16 protein-coding genes and 1 tRNA gene are annotated in these 16,405 nt (G+C 70.1%); 7 read left to right on the forward strand and 10 right to left on the reverse strand.

What is annotated here, in order from left to right:
- Positions 1-8: 8 nt before the first annotated feature.
- From AAME72_RS14950 to AAME72_RS14975, 6 genes are all read right to left on the reverse strand, one after another.
- Positions 9-1,637: an L-lactate permease gene (locus AAME72_RS14950; protein WP_348787344.1), complete on the reverse strand. Its 1,629-nt coding sequence runs from the start codon at positions 1,635-1,637 to the stop codon at positions 9-11.
- Positions 1,638-1,778: 141 nt separating this feature from the next.
- Positions 1,779-2,627: an alpha/beta hydrolase gene (locus tag AAME72_RS14955; protein WP_348787345.1), complete on the reverse strand. Its 849-nt coding sequence runs from the start codon at positions 2,625-2,627 to the stop codon at positions 1,779-1,781.
- Complete coding sequence (locus AAME72_RS14960) at positions 2,615-3,628, reverse strand: adenosine deaminase (protein ID WP_348787346.1); 1,014 nt, start codon at positions 3,626-3,628, stop codon at positions 2,615-2,617. The genes AAME72_RS14955 and AAME72_RS14960 overlap by 13 nt, the downstream gene beginning before the upstream one ends.
- 455 nt (positions 3,629-4,083) lie before the next feature.
- The gene (locus tag AAME72_RS14965; protein WP_348787347.1) at positions 4,084-5,061 is read right to left on the reverse strand and encodes an NAD(P)H-quinone oxidoreductase; all 978 of its coding nucleotides are present in this window, start codon (positions 5,059-5,061) and stop codon (positions 4,084-4,086) included.
- The gene (locus AAME72_RS14970; protein ID WP_348787348.1) at positions 5,061-6,305 is read right to left on the reverse strand and encodes an ABC transporter permease; all 1,245 of its coding nucleotides are present in this window, start codon (positions 6,303-6,305) and stop codon (positions 5,061-5,063) included. Before AAME72_RS14970 ends, AAME72_RS14965 begins: the two co-directional genes overlap by 1 nt.
- Before the next feature lie 2 nt (positions 6,306-6,307).
- Positions 6,308-7,183, reverse strand: coding sequence for an ATP-binding cassette domain-containing protein (locus AAME72_RS14975; RefSeq protein WP_348790145.1), 876 nt, complete (start codon positions 7,181-7,183; stop codon positions 6,308-6,310).
- Positions 7,184-7,320: 137 nt separating this feature from the next.
- Between AAME72_RS14975 and AAME72_RS14980 the strand changes: the two genes are divergently transcribed.
- Positions 7,321-7,689, forward strand: coding sequence for a metalloregulator ArsR/SmtB family transcription factor (locus tag AAME72_RS14980; RefSeq protein WP_348787349.1), 369 nt, complete (start codon positions 7,321-7,323; stop codon positions 7,687-7,689).
- 5 nt (positions 7,690-7,694) lie between these two features.
- Positions 7,695-8,168 (forward strand): SRPBCC family protein, encoded by a 474-nt coding sequence (locus tag AAME72_RS14985; RefSeq protein WP_348787350.1) that lies wholly within the window; start codon positions 7,695-7,697, stop codon positions 8,166-8,168.
- 124 nt (positions 8,169-8,292) lie between these two features.
- On the opposite strand, the gene AAME72_RS14990 is transcribed toward AAME72_RS14985, so the two are convergent.
- A complete protein-coding gene (locus tag AAME72_RS14990) occupies positions 8,293-9,087 on the reverse strand; it encodes an inositol monophosphatase family protein (RefSeq protein ID WP_348787351.1) in 795 nt (264 codons plus the stop codon).
- Positions 9,088-9,238: 151 nt separating this feature from the next.
- Between AAME72_RS14990 and AAME72_RS14995 the strand changes: the two genes are divergently transcribed.
- A tRNA-Lys gene (locus AAME72_RS14995) sits at positions 9,239-9,314 on the forward strand.
- Positions 9,315-9,388: 74 nt separating this feature from the next.
- On the opposite strand, the gene AAME72_RS15000 is transcribed toward AAME72_RS14995, so the two are convergent.
- Positions 9,389-9,985, reverse strand: a complete 597-nt coding sequence (locus AAME72_RS15000) for a TetR/AcrR family transcriptional regulator (RefSeq protein ID WP_348787352.1) — start codon at positions 9,983-9,985, stop codon at positions 9,389-9,391.
- A 352-nt stretch (positions 9,986-10,337) separates the two neighbouring features.
- Here AAME72_RS15000 and AAME72_RS15005 point away from each other — a divergent pair, with 352 nt between their 5' ends.
- On the forward strand, positions 10,338-11,105 hold the full coding sequence (locus AAME72_RS15005; RefSeq protein WP_348787353.1) for a hypothetical protein: 768 nt from the start codon (positions 10,338-10,340) through the stop codon (positions 11,103-11,105).
- Positions 11,106-11,423: 318 nt separating this feature from the next.
- Positions 11,424-11,735, forward strand: a complete 312-nt coding sequence (locus AAME72_RS15010) for a hypothetical protein (RefSeq protein ID WP_348787354.1) — start codon at positions 11,424-11,426, stop codon at positions 11,733-11,735.
- Between the two features lie 61 nt (positions 11,736-11,796).
- Here AAME72_RS15010 and AAME72_RS15015 read toward each other — a convergent pair whose 3' ends face one another.
- A complete protein-coding gene (locus AAME72_RS15015; RefSeq protein ID WP_348787355.1) occupies positions 11,797-12,558 on the reverse strand; it encodes an SDR family oxidoreductase in 762 nt (253 codons plus the stop codon).
- Positions 12,559-12,702: 144 nt separating this feature from the next.
- Positions 12,703-13,800: an AI-2E family transporter gene (locus tag AAME72_RS15020; protein ID WP_348787356.1), complete on the reverse strand. Its 1,098-nt coding sequence runs from the start codon at positions 13,798-13,800 to the stop codon at positions 12,703-12,705.
- 228 nt (positions 13,801-14,028) lie between these two features.
- Between AAME72_RS15020 and AAME72_RS15025 the strand changes: the two genes are divergently transcribed.
- Positions 14,029-15,240 (forward strand): ROK family transcriptional regulator, encoded by a 1,212-nt coding sequence (locus tag AAME72_RS15025; RefSeq protein WP_348787357.1) that lies wholly within the window; start codon positions 14,029-14,031, stop codon positions 15,238-15,240.
- A complete protein-coding gene (locus tag AAME72_RS15030; protein ID WP_348787358.1) occupies positions 15,240-16,403 on the forward strand; it encodes a Gfo/Idh/MocA family oxidoreductase in 1,164 nt (387 codons plus the stop codon). Before AAME72_RS15025 ends, AAME72_RS15030 begins: the two co-directional genes overlap by 1 nt.
- The last annotated feature ends 2 nt before the right edge of the window (positions 16,404-16,405 follow it).

Consider the following 16,405-nt stretch of genomic DNA (forward strand, 5'->3'; position numbering starts at 1 on the left):
GCTGCTCCCTAGGTGAAGAGGACGAGCAGGATCGTCCCGATGCCCGTGAGGACGGCGACCACCACCGTCCACCAGATGGTCAGGCGCAGGACGGAGCCCTCCTGACCCTTGATGCCGGCGATGCTCGTGCCGAGCACGATGTTCGCCGGCGCGATCGCGTTGCCGTACGCGCTTCCTGCCGCCTGAGCGGCGATGATGGACTCCGCACTGATGCCGTGCAGATGCGCGACATCGCTCTGGACGCCGCCGAACAGCACGTTGGATGCGGTGGAGCTCGAGGTCATGAACGCGCCGAGCGCACCGATCAGGCTCGAGATGCCGGCGTAGACCAGGGGAGGCGAGATCGCGGCGATGCCGAGCGCGATGGTCTGCGACTGTCCGCTGTGGTCGAGGATCCGGCTGGTCACCAGGAACGCGATCACCGGCACCGACGCGGGCACCGCGTCGGTCAGCAGTGCCGACCAGATCCGCTCCGGCTTCTCCCGCTGCGCCCACAACCGGTAGTAGCCCTTGGCGCGGTACACGATCCAGACGACGATCGCCGTCACCAGCAGCATCATGCCCGGATGCGTGAACACGCTGACCGGGGCATAGCTGTCCGTCGCAGCGTTGTGGATGCCATAGCCGGTGTCCACCGCGGGAAACGGGAGGCCGACCCGGAACTGCCGAAGGGTGTCGTTGATCGGCGGGATGAGCAGCACGCTCAGCGTCACGATCGGCAGGATGATGTACGGCAGGAACGACATCAGCAGGCTCATCACGGGCGGACGCTCGTCGCCGGCGTCCTCCACCGGGCGCTCGACCATCGCGGGCCGCACCGGGACGTTGCGGATCGGCTCCCCGTAGCGACGCCACCGCGAGAGCGGGTACAGCGCGACCAGGGCGACAGCGGCGGCGAGGAACGTCGAGAGCTCCGGGCTGAACAGCGTCGCCAGCATCTGACCGACACCGAGGATCGTGCCGAGGATCAGCACGATCGGCCACGCGTGCCGGATCGCCGCCCAGCGCCCGTAGAACCACACGACCAGGAACCCGCCGAGGTAGGTCGGGATCAGGATCAGCAGGGCCGACTGGAACGCCGCCTTCACCAGGTCGTCCAGGTCGGCGACCTGCACCGTCGCCAGCCAGCCGACGCCGAGGGTGCCGAAGAAGCGCGCCCAGGCGTGGGCGAGCACGCCCATCGCGACCGCGTACACCGGCTTCACGCCGATGGCGATCAGCAGCGGGACGACGACGGCGACAGGAGCGCCGAAACCGGCGATGCCCTGCAGGAACGACGCGAACACCCAGGAGAGCGCGAGGATGATGAACAGCTCGTTGCGGCTGAACCGCGAGATCCCGCGCCGGAGGGCGTCGTACGCTCCGGCCTGCTTCGTCACCTGGTAGAGCAGCAGGGCCGGCCAGATGACATAGAGGATGAACACCGCATCCCACACGCCCTTCGCGGACGCGATGGCGAGGGTGTCCCACGGCGTGCGGAAGGCGAAGACCGCCACGAGCGCGGCGATGAACATCGCGATCGGCGCCGCCTCCGGCGCGCGCCAGCGCAGGGGGACGAGGAAGACGAGCAGCGCCACGATCGGCAGAACGGCGAGCACCCAGTGCAGCAGGTCCGTCGGTAGTTGCGCCGTATTCATGCGACCCCCAATAGCGCCGTCCCGTCGCGCAAGGCGGGAACCGCGGCCGCCTGGCCGGCCGCAGCAACAGGTGAATACTGCTCCCGCTCTCAGGGATTCCGCAAGACCCGCCGTTCTACGGTGTCGCTGCGCTCTCCGGCGTCACTGCCCGAAGGCCCACTCCAGCGCCGGGGCGAGGGCGGTGAGCACGGAGACGTGGCCCTCGTGCGGCCGCAGCCACAGCTCTGCCTGCGGGAGGCGCTCCAGCATCCAGCCGGCGTGGGTGGCGGGGACGACGCGGTCGCGGCCGCCCTGCACCAGAAGGGTGGGGACCGTGACCGAGCCGAGCTCGACGCCCCACGGGGCCACGTAGGCGAGGTCGTCGTCGATCTCGCCCTGGTGCCCCTCGGCCGCGCCCGCTCCGGCGTCCTGGCCGAGGGCGCGCCACACACCCTCCAGCTCCGCATAGTCGCGCTGCGTGAAGGAATCGGGGTCGAACTCCGCGGTGGCGGCGTGGGCGGTGCGCGCCGCCGGCCCGGCGAGCGCGGCCTGGAGGCCACCCGGGTCGGTCATCCCGGCGAACCAGTCCGGCGAGCCCCAGAACGGCGCGATGCCGGCGAGGGCGACAACGGCGGTCACCCTGCGCGGTGCGAGCGCGGCGCAGGCCAGCGCGTGCGGACCGCCGCCGGAGGCGCCCGCGGTCACGAACCGGTCGACGCCGAGGGCGTCGAGCACGGCGATGACGTCGGCGGCCGCGTCGGCCACCGTGCGGCCCGGAAGGGCATCGGAGCCGGGGTAGCCGGGGCGCGCGACGGACACGACCCGCACACCGCGGCGACCGGCCGCCTCGGCGATCGGCGCGATGACCGCGCCGGTCTGCGGCGTCCCGTGGTGCCACACCAGCACCGGGGCGTCATCCGGCCCTCCGGTGTCGAAGAAGCGCACGGAACGGCCGTCGGGCCGCGTGATCGACGCCGGCGTGGTGGGCCCCGATCCGGTCAGCCCCGCCACGCGTCCACCGCCTGCTGCAGCTCGGCCTTGCGCGCGGTGGAGGCGAAGGAGGCGTGGATGGAGGTGCGCGCGTACCGCTCCGCCTGGTCTGCCGTGAGGCCGAGTGCGTCGCGGACGGCCGTGTAGTTCTCACCGATGTAGCCGCCGAAGTAGGCGGGGTCGTCGGAGTTGATCGTCACGAGGACTCCCGCCTCCTCCAGCCGGTGCAGGGGATGAGCGGCCAGCTCGGGGACGGTGCGCAGGCGCACGTTCGAGAGCGGGCAGACCGTCAACGGCACGGCCTCCTCGGCCAGCCGGTCCAGCAGCGCCGGGTCCTCGATCGCCCGGATGCCGTGGTCGATGCGCTCCACCCCCAGGACATCGAGCGCCTGGACGATGTAGGCGGGCGGACCCTCCTCGCCGGCGTGCGCGACCGCGTGCAGGCCGGCATCCCTCGCGCGGGCGAACACGTCCCGGAACAGCTCCGGCGGGTAGCCCACCTCCGCGGAGTCGAGCCCGACCCCGAGCAGCCGGTCAGGCCGGGTCAGGGCGGCGCTCAGGATGGCGTCCGCCGACTCCACCGGCTGATCGCGCAGGAAGCAGAGGATGAGCCCGCCGCTGATACCGAGGTCGCGCTCGCCCTCGGCGATGGCGCCGGAGATGCCGTCGACGACCGCCTCGATCGGGATGCCGCGCTCGACGTGCGCCTGCGGGTCGAAGAAGAGCTCGGCGTGCCGGACGCCCTGCTCGGACGCGGTGCGCAGGTAGCGGCGGGTGAGCTCGGCGAAGTCGTCCTCGGTGCGCAGGACGTCCATGGTCGCGTAGTAGAGGTCGAGGAAGGACTGCAGGTCGGAGAACTCGTACTGCTCGGCCAGCTGCTCCACCGAGTCGTAGGGGAGTGAGACGCCGTTGCGGGCGGCGAGCTCGAACGCGAGCTCGGGCTCGAGCGTCCCCTCGATGTGCAGGTGCAGCTCGGCCTTGGGCAGGGCATACAGGGCGGAATCGGACGGCTGGGCGGTCATGCATCGATCCTCCCACCCGGCCGGGCGGCGCACGCAATCCTCCCCGCGGATGACGCGCGTGCGGTCGCCCGCTGGTTAGCGTCGGAGGATGACCGGGATCGTGAGGCGCCGCACAGCCCTGCTCACGGCGGCCGTCCTCATCGTGGTCGCTGGGCTGACCGTCCACAAGACCGTGGACGGCTGGGCCGGCGCCTTCGCCGGGGACGCCCTGTACGCGGTCCTGATGGTGACGCTCGTGGCGCTCCTCGCTCCGCGCTTGGCCGCACGGTGGGCGGGGGCGATCGGCTTCGCCGTGTGCGCGACGGTAGAGGTGCTCCAATTGACGGGCGTCCCCGCGGTGCTGTCGGCAGCGGTTCCGGGAGCCGAGCTCGTGCTCGGGTCGACCTTCCAGTGGAGCGACCTGGTCGCCTACGCGATCGGGGCCGCAGGCGCGGCCGCCCTGTACGCCGCGTCGGTCAGACGCGCAGCAGGATCTTCCCGAGGTGCGCGGAGGACTCCATCCGCCGGTGAGCCTGCGCGGCGTCCTCGAGCGGGAACACCGCGTCGATGACCGGGCGGACGGTGCCGTCCGCGATCAGGGGCCAGACGTGCTCCCGCACGGCCGCGATGATCGCGGTGCGTTCGGCGAGCGGGCGCGCCCGGAGCGTCGTGCCCTGGATGCGCGCACGCTTGCTCATCAGCATCCCCATGTCCACCGCGGCGAGGGTCCTGTCCCTGACCGCGATCGACATGATCCTGCCGCCGGTCGCGAGCGCCTCCAGGTCGCGGGGGATGTAGGCGCCGCCGACGATGTCGAGGACGACGTCCACGCCGCGTCCGCCGGTCGCCGCCAGCGCGGCGGCGACGAAGTCGTCTGTGCGGTAGTCGACGGCGGCGTCGGCGCCGAGTCGCCGGCAGAAATCGGCCTTCTCCCGGCTGCCCGCCGTCGCGATGACGCTCGCGCCGAACGCGCGGGCCAGCTGGATCGCCATGCTGCCGATGCCGCTGCTGCCGCCGTGGACGAGGAGCGTCTCCCCGGCGCGGAGGCCGCCCAGGTCGACCACGTTCGACCACACCGTCGCGGTCACCTCCGGGAGCCCGGCCGCCTCCACGAGGTCGACGGAGTCCGGCACGGGCAGCACGAGTCCCTGGTCCACGGTCACCTGCTCCGCGTAGCCGCCGCCGGGCAGGAGCGCGCACACCCGCTCGCCGACCGACCAGTCGGAGACGGCGTCGCCGACCGCGTCCACGACCCCGGAGACCTCGAGCCCCGGCCAGGCGGGCGCGCCGGCGGGGGAGGGGTAGTACCCGCGGCGCTGGCTGAGGTCGGCGCCGTTGACGCCGGCCGCCGTGACCCTGATGCGCACCTCGCGCTCCGCCGGCTGCGGTTCGGGGACGTCGGAGAGCGTGAGCGCGTCCGGTCCGCCCGGGGCGGGAACGGTCACGGCGCGCATCAGCGCATCCCGGTCCGCTCGGCGGCGGGACGCCTGCTCAGCACATCCCGGATCTTCACCTTGCTGGAGTACTCGATCGAGCCGTACCGGAACAGCCGCGCCGCGAGCCGCAACACGATCGCCGCGAGCACGAACAGCTCGACGATGATGATGATCGCCTGCCAGAGCGGCAGCGAGCCGAACGCGTTCAGGATGAGCGCCGTGATCGGCGCGGTGTACGGGAAGTAGGCGAGGATCTGCACGATCGGCGCCTGCGGCGAGCTGACCGCGAAGCCGGACGCGTACAGCGGGATCACCACGGCGAAGATCACAACGGAGAACACCGGCGCCGCATCCTTCGCCGTCGGCATCACCGCGCCCACGGCGACGAGCGTCCCGGTGAAGAGGGCGAAGCCGCCGATCAGGATCAGCGCGCCGACGATCATCTTCTGCGGGTCGAAGACCAGCCCGCTGAGGTCGAGGCTCGGGATGTTGAGCTGATCCCGGAAGAACAGGAAGCCGATCAGCATCGGCAGGGCGAACACCGCGATCTGGATGATCCCGATGGCGAACAGCGAGATCACCTTGCCGATCAGCAGGTTCGTCGGGTTGATCGTGGTCAGGATCATCTCCGTGACGCGGTTCTCCTTCTCCTCGAGCGTGGAGTTCAGCATCTGGTTGCCGAGGAACACGATCACGATGAAGAACGCGGCGAGGAAGATCAGCGCGGGCAGGATCGCCTCGAAGCCGGGAGCGACCTTCCCGTCCTTGAACGTCGTCGTCGCCGTGTCCACCTCGCCGCGGAGGATGGCGACATCCACCGGCCGGTCGAGCGACTTCTCCACGCTCGTGGACAGCAGCGACTCGGCGACGGCGGAGTAGCGGCTGTTCTGGAACAGGCCGGCGTCGGCGCCGTAGACGCGCACCGTCTCCTTCGCGGGGTTCGCCGGGTAGTCGAAGAACGCCTCGGTGCCGCCGATCTGCACCTCCTCGACGCCCTCGGAGCTGCTCTCGACCTTCTCGCCGCCGTACTCGCGGGCGATCGCCGGGTCGATGAGGCCGGAGGCGTCGGCGTACAGGAACTCGAAGCGCGCGTTCTTCTGCTGATCGGCGGTGTTCGCGGTCGAGACGTTTGAAGCGATGATCAGGCCGCCGAGACCGAACACGAGGATGGGGAGGATGAGCGTCACGGCCCAGAACCGCCGCTTGGAGACGGTCCTCAGGAACTCGAACGATATGACGGTGGAGAGGTTGTGGCGGGCCATGGTCAGTCCTCCTCGCGGCTCTCGGAGCCGTACACCTCGACGAAGATGTCGTCGAGGGATTTGCGGGTGGGAGCGAAGCGGGTGATGTCGAGGCCGGCACCGATCAGCCCGCGCAGGATGGCGGCGGTGTCGGCGTCGTTCGCGACCTCCAGCTCGGCGCGGCCGCCGGCGTCGCTCGCGATGCGGTAGTCGGGGGAGGAGGGGATCACGCCGTCGTGTTCCACGCGGATGATCGTGCCGCCGAACTGCTCCTGCACCTCGGAGACGGTGCCGTAGGCGCGGGAGACGCCGTCCTTCAGGAGGATGACGCGGTCGCAGAGCCGCTCGACCTCCTCCATCTGGTGCGTCACCATCATCACCGTGGAGCCCGCGCGCTTCTGGTCGTCGATGATGTCCATCAGCAGGCGCCGGTTGACCGGGTCGAAGCCCTTGGTCGGCTCGTCGAGGATGAGCAGCTCCGGCTGGTTCATGATCGTCACCCCGAGCTGCACCTTCTGCTGCTGGCCGCCGGAGAGCTTGTCGAGGCGCACCTTCTCCTTGTCGCCGAGCCCGACGCGCTCCAGGTACTCGCGCGACCAGCGGCGCGCCTGCTCCTTGCCGAGGCCCTTCAGCTTGCCGAAGTAGACCATCACGTCGATGACAGACTCCTTCTTGTACAGCCCGCGCTCCTCCGGAAGGTAGCCGAGACGCTCGCCGACCTCGGGCGTGAAGACCGTGCCGTCGATGTGCAGCACGCCCGCGGTCGGCTGGTAGATGCCGAGCAGAGCACGGATGGTCGTGGTCTTACCGGAGCCGTTGCTGCCGAGGAAGCCGAACGTCTCACCGCGCGCGATGTCGAAGGAGAGGTCGCGGATCACGGTCGTGCGGCCGAAGTCCATCCGGAAATCGGCGATGTGGACGAGGGGTTCGGTGGAGTCGCTCACACGGTCGAGCCTAGGGGGAACGGCCTCTTGCGCAGAGGCCGACGCGCCCCTATGCTATTAAACGAAAGTGTTGAACAATGCAAAGGTTGCACATGGATGAGGACGCGGCGACACAGGACCGGCTCGACAGGGCGTTCCGGGCCCTCGCCGACCCGGTGCGCCGGGCGATGATCGCCCGCCTGAGCCGCGGCCCCGCCACCGTGAACGAGCTCGCCGAGCCGTTCGCGATCACGACGCAGGCCGTCTCCCGGCACATCCACGTGCTGGAGGAGGCCGGTCTCGTCACCCGCACCAGGGAGGCCCAGCGCCGCCCCGTCCACCTCGCGCCGACGGCTCTCGAGGAGCTGACCGGCTGGATCGACCGGTACCGCCTCGTCCACGAGCAGCGGTTCCGCACGCTCGACGCCGTGCTCGAGAAGCTCGACGGTCCCGGCGACGGGCGCACCGACACGAAGGAGTGAGAACAATGAGCAACGCCGTCACCATCACCGCCCCCGAGGGGCTGCCATTCACCGACATCGAGCGGGAGTTCGACCACCCCGTCGAGACCGTCTTCCGTGCATACAAGGAGCCGGAGCTCGTGCAGCGCTGGCTGGGCCCGCGCGGCTACGAGATGGACGTGGAGGAGTACGACTTCCGCACCGGAGGGCGCTACCGCTACACGCACAGGGACGGCTCGTCCGAGTACCGGTTCAACGGCGTCTTCCACGTCGTACGGGACAACGAGTTCGCCATCCAGACGTTCGAGTTCGAGGGCGTGCCGGACGTGGTGAGCATCGAGTCCGTCACGTTCGAACCGCTGGAGGGCGGTCGCACGCGCGTGCGCGCCCACGCCGTCTACCCGACGGTGGAGGCGCGCGACGGCATGGTCGCCTCCGGCATGGAGCGCGGCGTCGTCGAGGGCTACGAGCGGCTCGACGAGGTGCTCGCCGGGGCGTGACCGCGTCGGCTCGGCTCGGCTCTCCTCGGCCCTCCTCGGCCTCGGCGACATTTGTGCCAAATCGTGGCTATGCCGCGCGTGCAATCGATATTTGCACCAAATGTCGCGGCGCTACCCGGCGGCGCTACGCCAGCGCGTCGAGGAGCGCCGGGTGCAGCAGGCCGTTGGAGGCCAGCGATGACCCGTTGCCGGGGCCGGGGGTGCCGGTCACCGAGGTGAACACGCCGCCGGCCTCCTCGACGATCGGGATGAGCGCCGCGAGGTCGTAGGTCTTCACGCCGAACTCGCCGACCGCATCCAGCACGCCCTCGGCCAGCAGCATGTACGACCACATGTCACCGTAGGCACGGTCGCGCCAGACGCTGCGGGTCAGGGCGATGAGCCGGTCGAGGTAGCCGGCCTCGTCCCACTGCGCGATGCTCTGGAAGCTGATCGACGCGTGCTCCAGGTCGGCGACGCCGGAGACGCGCAGGGGGCGCGGCTCGGCGCCTGCCGCATCCCTCGTCCACGCGCCGGCCCCCGTCGCCGCCCACCAGCGCTTGCCGAGGGCGGGCGAGCTGACCACGCCGACGACCTGGACGCCGTCCACGGCGAGGGCGATGAGCGTGCCCCACACCGGGACGCCGCGAAGGTAGTTGGCGGTGCCGTCGATCGGGTCGATGATCCACTGGCGGTGGGCGTCGCCCTCCGTGCCGTACTCCTCGCCGAGGATGCCGTCCTCCGGCCGCTCGGACGCCAGCTCCTCCCGCAGCGCGCGCTCCACGGCCAGGTCGGCCTCGGTGACGTGCGTGCGGTCGGGCTTCGTGTCCACGTGCAGGTCGCGTGAGCGGAAGCGGGCGCTCGAGATCTCGTCGGCGCGATCGGCGAGCCGGAGCGCGAGGTCGAGGTCGTCGGCGAAGGATGCGGGGGTGTCGGTCACGCTACGAGCCTAGCGAGGCCCGGTGAACGGCCGGTTGCGCGCGGCCCGGCGGCCCGGACACGCCCGGGACGACGCGCAGGACGCGCTCGATTGGCGAGCGGCCCCGATCGGATGCTAATGTTGAGCCTCGGTTCGGGTAACCGGATCGAATGCGCCTCTAGCTCAATCGGCAGAGCAATTGACTCTTAATCAATGGGTTCAGGGTTCAAGTCCCTGGGGGCGCACCACAGAAAAGGCCTCTGACCTGGCATCCACCAGGTCGGGGGCCTTTGTGGTTCGCGTTCGCGATCACGCGTGACCCCTAGCCGGCGCCGCCCGTGCGGAGGCCCGGCGTGATGAGCCTCCACAGCGCCTCCAGCTCCGCGTCGACCTGCTCCTCCGTCCCGGAGTCGATGGCCACCGAGAGGACCCCGAACAGGCAGTTGACGATCGTCTTCGCGGCCCGCGCCCGGTCGAGGGAGTCGGGGGCGTCGCCGTCGTCGACGGCTTCATCGAGGAATGGGACGAAGCGTTCCGCCCACGCGTCGTACGGGTTGATGCCCTGAGGGACGAGTCGGAGCTCCTGGCTGAGCCGCATCGCGGCACGGGTGCGGATGTTGGTGGCCATCGTCCTCGTCACCCGCCACGCGAGCAGGCGCATCCCGGAGAGCCCGCGTCCGCCCTGGTCGCGAACATCCTCCACGAGTGCCGGCCACGCGTCGAAACGCCCGGACAGGACGGCGTCCGCCATCGCCTTCTTCGACTCGAAGTGGAAGTAGACGGCGCCCTTGGTGAAGCCGGTGGCGGCGATGATGCGGTCGAGCCTGGCACCACTGAACCCGTAGCGTGCGAACTCGGTGGCGGCTGCGTCGAGGATCGTCTCGCGGGTCTCGAGGGCCTGCCGAGCGCGCTCTGCCATGCGACGGACCCTTCCTGGACGGGAGCGATGCCGCTCCGCTGAAGGATATCGCGACGCGACCGGCGGCGCGTGTGGGCGTCGGCTGGGCACGAGCCACGGATCCTCGTCCAGACCATATGGTCTTTCGGTCGAGGCTGATGAAGAATCCTTCAGCGAGTAAGGGTTTCGAAATCATGGCATCTCGCCCGCAGGGATTTTAGTATGTGAACGTCGCGTCAGCGAGTCGGGAGCCGTGGGGAACAGGTTCACCGGTGAGGCAGGGGCGATGGAGAGGGCGGCGCGGGGGCGCCGCCCTCTCCGATGGAGCCGGCCACAGCGGTCCGGCGGCCGACGGATGACGGGAGGGCGGCGGATGAGCCGGACGACAACGGCACGGATCCTTGCTGCGGCCCTCTCGGCGGTGTTGATCGGCGCTGCTGCCGGATGCACCGCGGTGCAGTCGCGGCCAACGACGCACCCGGCGGTCTCCACCGCCGGCTGGCCGACCGCGCAGGTCTATCACACGGGTCGCACGTCGCCGACGCTCACCGTCCCGGCGGGAGCGCGCTCGCTGCACATCGACTTCAGCTGCACCTACGGCCTGTACTCCGTCGGGCCGAGCGCGGACATGGACAGGCGCGAAGGGACCTGCGGAGGCGCACAGAGCTTCGACTTCGACATCCATTCGATCGCGGCGGGCACACGACTGATCGTCGATCTGGTGGTTCCGGATGGGACCCGGCTGGCGGCGACGATGAATTTCAGCACGGCGCCGTTCGCTCCCGACCGTGCGACCGCGAAGCAGTGCGCCACGCTCGCCACGGTCCAGGAAGCGTACTGGAACGCCGACCAGGGTCACGACCACGGCGACGTGTCGGACGCGCAGTGGACCGAGCGGACGGCGGCGGCGAAGGCCGACATCGAACGTCTCGCGAACGCGGCGGAGAAGCACCCTGCCTCGGCCGGCCTGCTCGGCACCGTCCTTCCGTCGATCGCGGGGTGGCTGACGGGTGCGGGGGACCATCCCGGCGGAGTCCTGCACGCGCCGCTCGGGGACTTCACGGCGGCGGAAACGCTCGCCGGCCAGATCTGCACGGCGAACGGGACCGCCATGGTCATCCATTCGAGCTACGGCGGCTGAGGCGCCGCGCGGGTCGCGGGCGTGCGGGCTCCCGCAGAGAACGGAAGCAGTGCGCAATGCTCTGGTGGTGACCGGCGACCGAGAGAACACTGTCGAGGTTCCGGTCGGGGTCGCCCGGGCACTCGTCGAGCATGGCGTGAGCCTCACGCTCTATTCGATGACGTCCCACGACAATCACTTGAGCCTCCCCTCCGACTGGTAGTCGTCCGACACGGCGAGAGCCCGTGCTCGTGAACTCGTGAAGCCGGTAGCATTTCGCTGGCATCACCACCACGGGGAGCCCGCGTCGAATGCGCCAAACACAGATCGTGGAGAACAATGCGTGGATCGGTCGCCGTCGGCGGGCGTCGCTGGAGGTGGGCGGCCATCGGGGTGGTCGCCGCCGCATACGTCGCCGCAGTGATCTTCGCTGCGGCAACCCACCAGCCCCTCGACGACACCGCACCGAACACCACGATCATCACGGCGAAGACGTTCATCCCGAGTCACGAGGACTGCGGCGGACCCTCGTGTGTAGACGTCCCCGACGACTGGCAGTTCGACATCATGACCGGGCGAAGGGCCAACACCATCGACGTGAGCCGCCAGACCTACGACGAGTACAGCGTCGGAGACACGTACACCCCGTAGCCGGCGCCACGCCGGGTGCGGGCCCAAAGAATCGTTCCCTCGGCGCGCACCGAGCGGCCGCCTACCAGGGCAGGACGCCGTAGCCGCCCTCGCGGTCGGAGCGCCAGAGGTGGCCCCAGAGGATGCCGGACGGCCCGTCGGCGGGGAGGGTCGCCAGGTGGACGCTCGGCTCGGCGCCGTCCTGGACCGAGCGGATGCCGCGGTGGTCGTTGAAGTCGGTGTCGGTGAAGCCGGGGTTGGCGGCGTTGACCTTGATCGGGGTGTCCCGCAGCTCCCTGGCGTACATGGCGGTGAGCATGTTCACCGCCGCCTTCGACGACGGGTACTGCGCCGACGCCGGCATCGCGTACAGCGGGCTCTCCGGGTCGGACTGCGAGCCGATGGAGCCGACCTCGCTGGAGACATTGACGATGCGCGCCGCTTCCGCCCGGCGCAGCAGCGGCAGCATCGCGTTCGTCACCGCGACCAGCCCGAACACGTTCACCTCGTACACCGCGCGCATGTCATCGAGGGACGTCTCGCTGGCGAGCGCCCTCTGCCGGGACACGGTCGCCGTCCCCGCGTTGTTGACCAGCACGTCCAGCCGGCCGAACTCGGCGTCGATCCACTCCGCCGCGCGGGCGATCGAGGCGGCGTCGGTCACGTCGAGCGGCACGAACCGGGCGTCCGCGCCGAGCTCGCGCAGTGACGCCTCGGCCTCACGGCCGCGCTGCTCGTCCCGCGCGCCGATCAGGACCGTCATGCCCAGCTCCGCCAGCCGCCGCGCGGTCTCGTAGCCGATTCCCTTGTTCGCCCCGGTGATGAGCGCGATCCTCGTCGTCACGCGGCCACTCTACGCGCGGCCGGCGGGCGGATCACCGTGAGGCTGACCGCTTCCATGGTCGCGCCGAATGGTGAGTAGATGCCGGTGTCGGTGCGTCGGTAAGGGCATTCACTCACCTCTCACCGGCGTGAGGGACGGGCGCCGCTAGCGCAGCTCCTTCCGCGGCATCACGATCTCCTTGATGATCAGGATGATCCCGGCCGAGATCGGGATGGCGACGAGGGCGCCGGGCAGGCCGAAGAGCGTCGAGCCGGCGAGGGCCGAGATCAGCACCACCGAACCGGGCACCTGCACCGCCTTGCCCATCACCTTGGGGGTGAGGATGTACGCCTCCACCTGCATGTAGATCAGCATGAAGATCAGCACCACGACGCCGCTGACGGGGGAGTGGATGAGCGCGAGCACCGTCATCACGGCGGTCGTGAGCACGGTGCCGATCAGCGGGATGAGCGTGATGAAGAACGCGGCGAGGGCGATCAGGAACGCGCCGGGGACCCCGGTCGCCAGCAGCAGGATGAGGCTGTACACCGCGTTGATGAAGGCGAGGATGACCATCCCGCTCAGGTACTTGCCGAAGTTCTCCAGGATGCGCTCCGAGTAGCCCTCGAAGCGGGCGCGGTGCGAGCGGCGCACCAGGCGGTAGAGCGACTGCTTGGTGGTGTCGTAGGACGCGATGAAGTAGATCGTGAGGATCGCGATGAAGAAGCCGGTCGTGACGGCGTTCAGCACCGAGAGGCCGAAGCCGACGAGTCCCTGGCCGATGTTCGCCCAAGTCTGCGGGTCCTTCACCTGGTCGGAGATCCACGACAGCGCCTGGCCGAGCACGCCGTTGCTGTACGCGTCGGCCGTGTCGAACCAGCCCTGACGGTAGAGCGCCTCGATCTCCTGCGGCACCGCCGTCGCGAGGAACGCGATCTGGTTGACGATCAGCGGGACGACCACCCAGATGATCCCGACGAGCAGGCCGAGGATGAGAAGGATCACGGTCACGATCGCCCAGGCGCGCTTCATCCCGTGCCGCTGGAACCAGCGGATGAGCGGGTCGAGGCCGACCGTTGCGAACGCGGCGAGGAACACGGAGAAGATGATCGAGCGCAGCCCGTAGAGCAGGAACCCGGTGACGACCGCGCCGAGGATGCCGAGCGTGACGACGTAGCCGAACAGGAGCGGGCTCCGCTTCAGGAGCGGGGCGGGCTGCCGGTCGCCGGCCGGGCCGCGGCGTGGAGGGTGGGTGAACCGCATGACGGGCCTCCTGCCGGTCGATCGGACGTCACGCCGAGCGTATTGGGCGCTGTCGCGGGGGACAAGAGCGACGCGCGCACGCGAGGCCGACCGGTCAGTGGGGACCCAAATACGCAACCCGGTTTGTTTGTATCGACGAATTCCTTGACCCGTGGATAGGCGCTGTGCTCTACTGTCCCCAGCAATTACAAAACCCACTTTCTTTGTAAACGGACGGAGAAGTCCCGCATGCTCCCTGGCGACACCGGCGCGGCGCACGATGTGCGCCAGGCGAACCTCAGCGGCGCGCGCGTCGCGGTCGCCCTGCGCGACGGTGGCCGGGCGACGGTGGCGCAGCTCGCGGAGCGGACCGGTCTGTCGCGTCCCACCGTCGAGGCGTCCCTGCCGGCGCTGCGGGAACGCGGGATCGTCGGCATGGTCGACGAGCAGACGCTCGGCGGTCGCGGGGCCGGGCGTCCCGCCCGCATCTTCGAGTTCATCGCGGACGCCGGCTTCCTCATCGGCGTCGACGTCGGCATCCACACGGTCCGGGTGGTCGTCGCCGACCTCGCCGGCCGCATCGTGGCCTGGTACGAGCGCGAGGTCGGGCGCGACTTCGTCGGCATGGGCCGGCTCGAGGTCGTCACCCAGTCGGTGCACGACTGCCTCGCCGAGGCGGGCATCGACCTGGCGCGGCTCTCCCGGCTCTCCGGCATGGCCGTCGCCGTCTCCGGCATGGTCGGATCGGACGGGCGGCTGATCGTCTCGCGCAACTTCCCCGACTGGGAGGGCGTCGACATCGCCGGCCGCCTGCACGACGAGTTCGGCTGCCCCGTCGCCGTCGAGAACGACATGCGCCTCGCAGCGCTCGCCGAGCACCGGATGGGCGCCGCCCGTCTCGTCGACGACGTCGCCTACTTCTTCGCCGGCCACCGCGTCTCGATGGGGCTCATCATCGACGGGAAGCTCCGGCGCGGGCGCCACAACGCCGCCGGAGAGATCGGCGAGATCGTCTTCTCGATGCAGGTCGACGAGTCAGGGCAGCTGCGCTGGACGTCCGCGGAGACAGCGGAGGAGGTGTTCCGCATCGCGGCGGAGGGCGACGCGGCCGCGATCGCGGAGATCGAGCTCTTCGTCGCCGGCCTCGCCACCGGCATGGCCACCGTCACGATGGCGGTGGACCCCGATGTCGTCGTGGTCGGCGGCGGCCTGTCCCGGGCGGGCGAGGAGCTGCTGCGCCCGCTGCGCGCCGCGGTGATGAGAGAGATCCGAGTGCCGGTGCGGCCCTCGATCATCCAGTCGGAGCTGGGCGCGGAGTCCGTCGTCCTCGGCGCGCTCGCGCACGCGTCCGGCCAGGCGATGGAACGCCTCTACCTCGTGCCGGACATGCCGGAACCGGACATCGACATCGCCAGCGCGCGTGCCCTGGCCGAGAACAGGACCACGGAAGGAACCAGGTGATGACAGCAGAACGGCCGCTGCGGCTCGCGGTGATCGGCGCGGGTGCGCGCTCGGAGATCGCGGAGCACGCCGTCCGGAGCGGGGACGGCTCAATCGTCGCCGTCGCCGACCCGAGCGCCGCCGCGCGCGACCGGGCCGCGGAGCGGTTCGGCACGACGCGGCTCTTCGCCGGCCACCGCGAGCTGATCGCGGGCGGCGACGAGATCGACGCGGCCTTCGTCACCTCGCCCGACCACACGCACGCGGGGATCGCCGTCGACCTGCTCCGCGCCGGGATCGCGGTCTACCTGGAGAAGCCGCTCGCCATCGATGTGGACGACGCCGACGCCATCCTCGCGGCCGCGGCCGAGTCCGGCACCCGGCTCTACGTCGGCCACAACATGCGGCACATGGGCGTCGTGCGCATGATGCGCGACATCATCCAGCGCGGCGAGATCGGCGAGGTCAAGGCGGTCTGGTGTCGGCACTTCGTCGGCAACGGTGGCGACTACTACTTCAAGGACTGGCACGCCGAGCGCGCCAAGTCGAACGGCCTGCTGCTGCAGAAGGGCGCGCACGACATCGACATCATCCACTGGCTCGCCGGTGGATATGCGGAGCTGGTGACCGGGATGGGCGGCCTCACCCTCTACGGCGACATCGACGACCGTCGCGACAATTCCGACCGCACGATGCCGGACTGGTTCTCGATGGACGCCTGGCCGCCGCTTAGCCAAACCGAGCTGAACCCGGTGATCGACGTCGAGGACATCTCGATGGTGAGCATGCGGCTGGACAACGGGGTGTTCGCCTCGTACCAGCAGTGCCACTACACCCCCGACTACTGGCGCAACTACACCGTGATCGGCACGGAGGGGCGCCTGGAGAACTTCGGCGACACGGACGGCGCCATCGTGCGCGTCTGGAACCGCCGGACGACCTACGACCCCCACGGCGACGCCGAGTACACCGTGCTCGGCGACGACGGAGGACACGGGGACGCGGACGTGGCCACCGTGGCCGAGTTCGTGCGCTTCGTGCGCGACGGCACCGCGACGACGACGTCCGCGGTGGCAGCGCGCAACGCGGTGGCCGCCGCTGTGGCGGCCACGGAATCGCTCCGCGACGGATCCCGGCCCCACGTGGTCTCCGGCGTGGACGAGGCGGTCGCCGCCCGCTTGTAGCG

It is taken from the genome of Leifsonia sp. NPDC080035 (assembly GCF_040050925.1).
GTDB lineage: Bacteria > Actinomycetota > Actinomycetes > Actinomycetales > Microbacteriaceae > Leifsonia.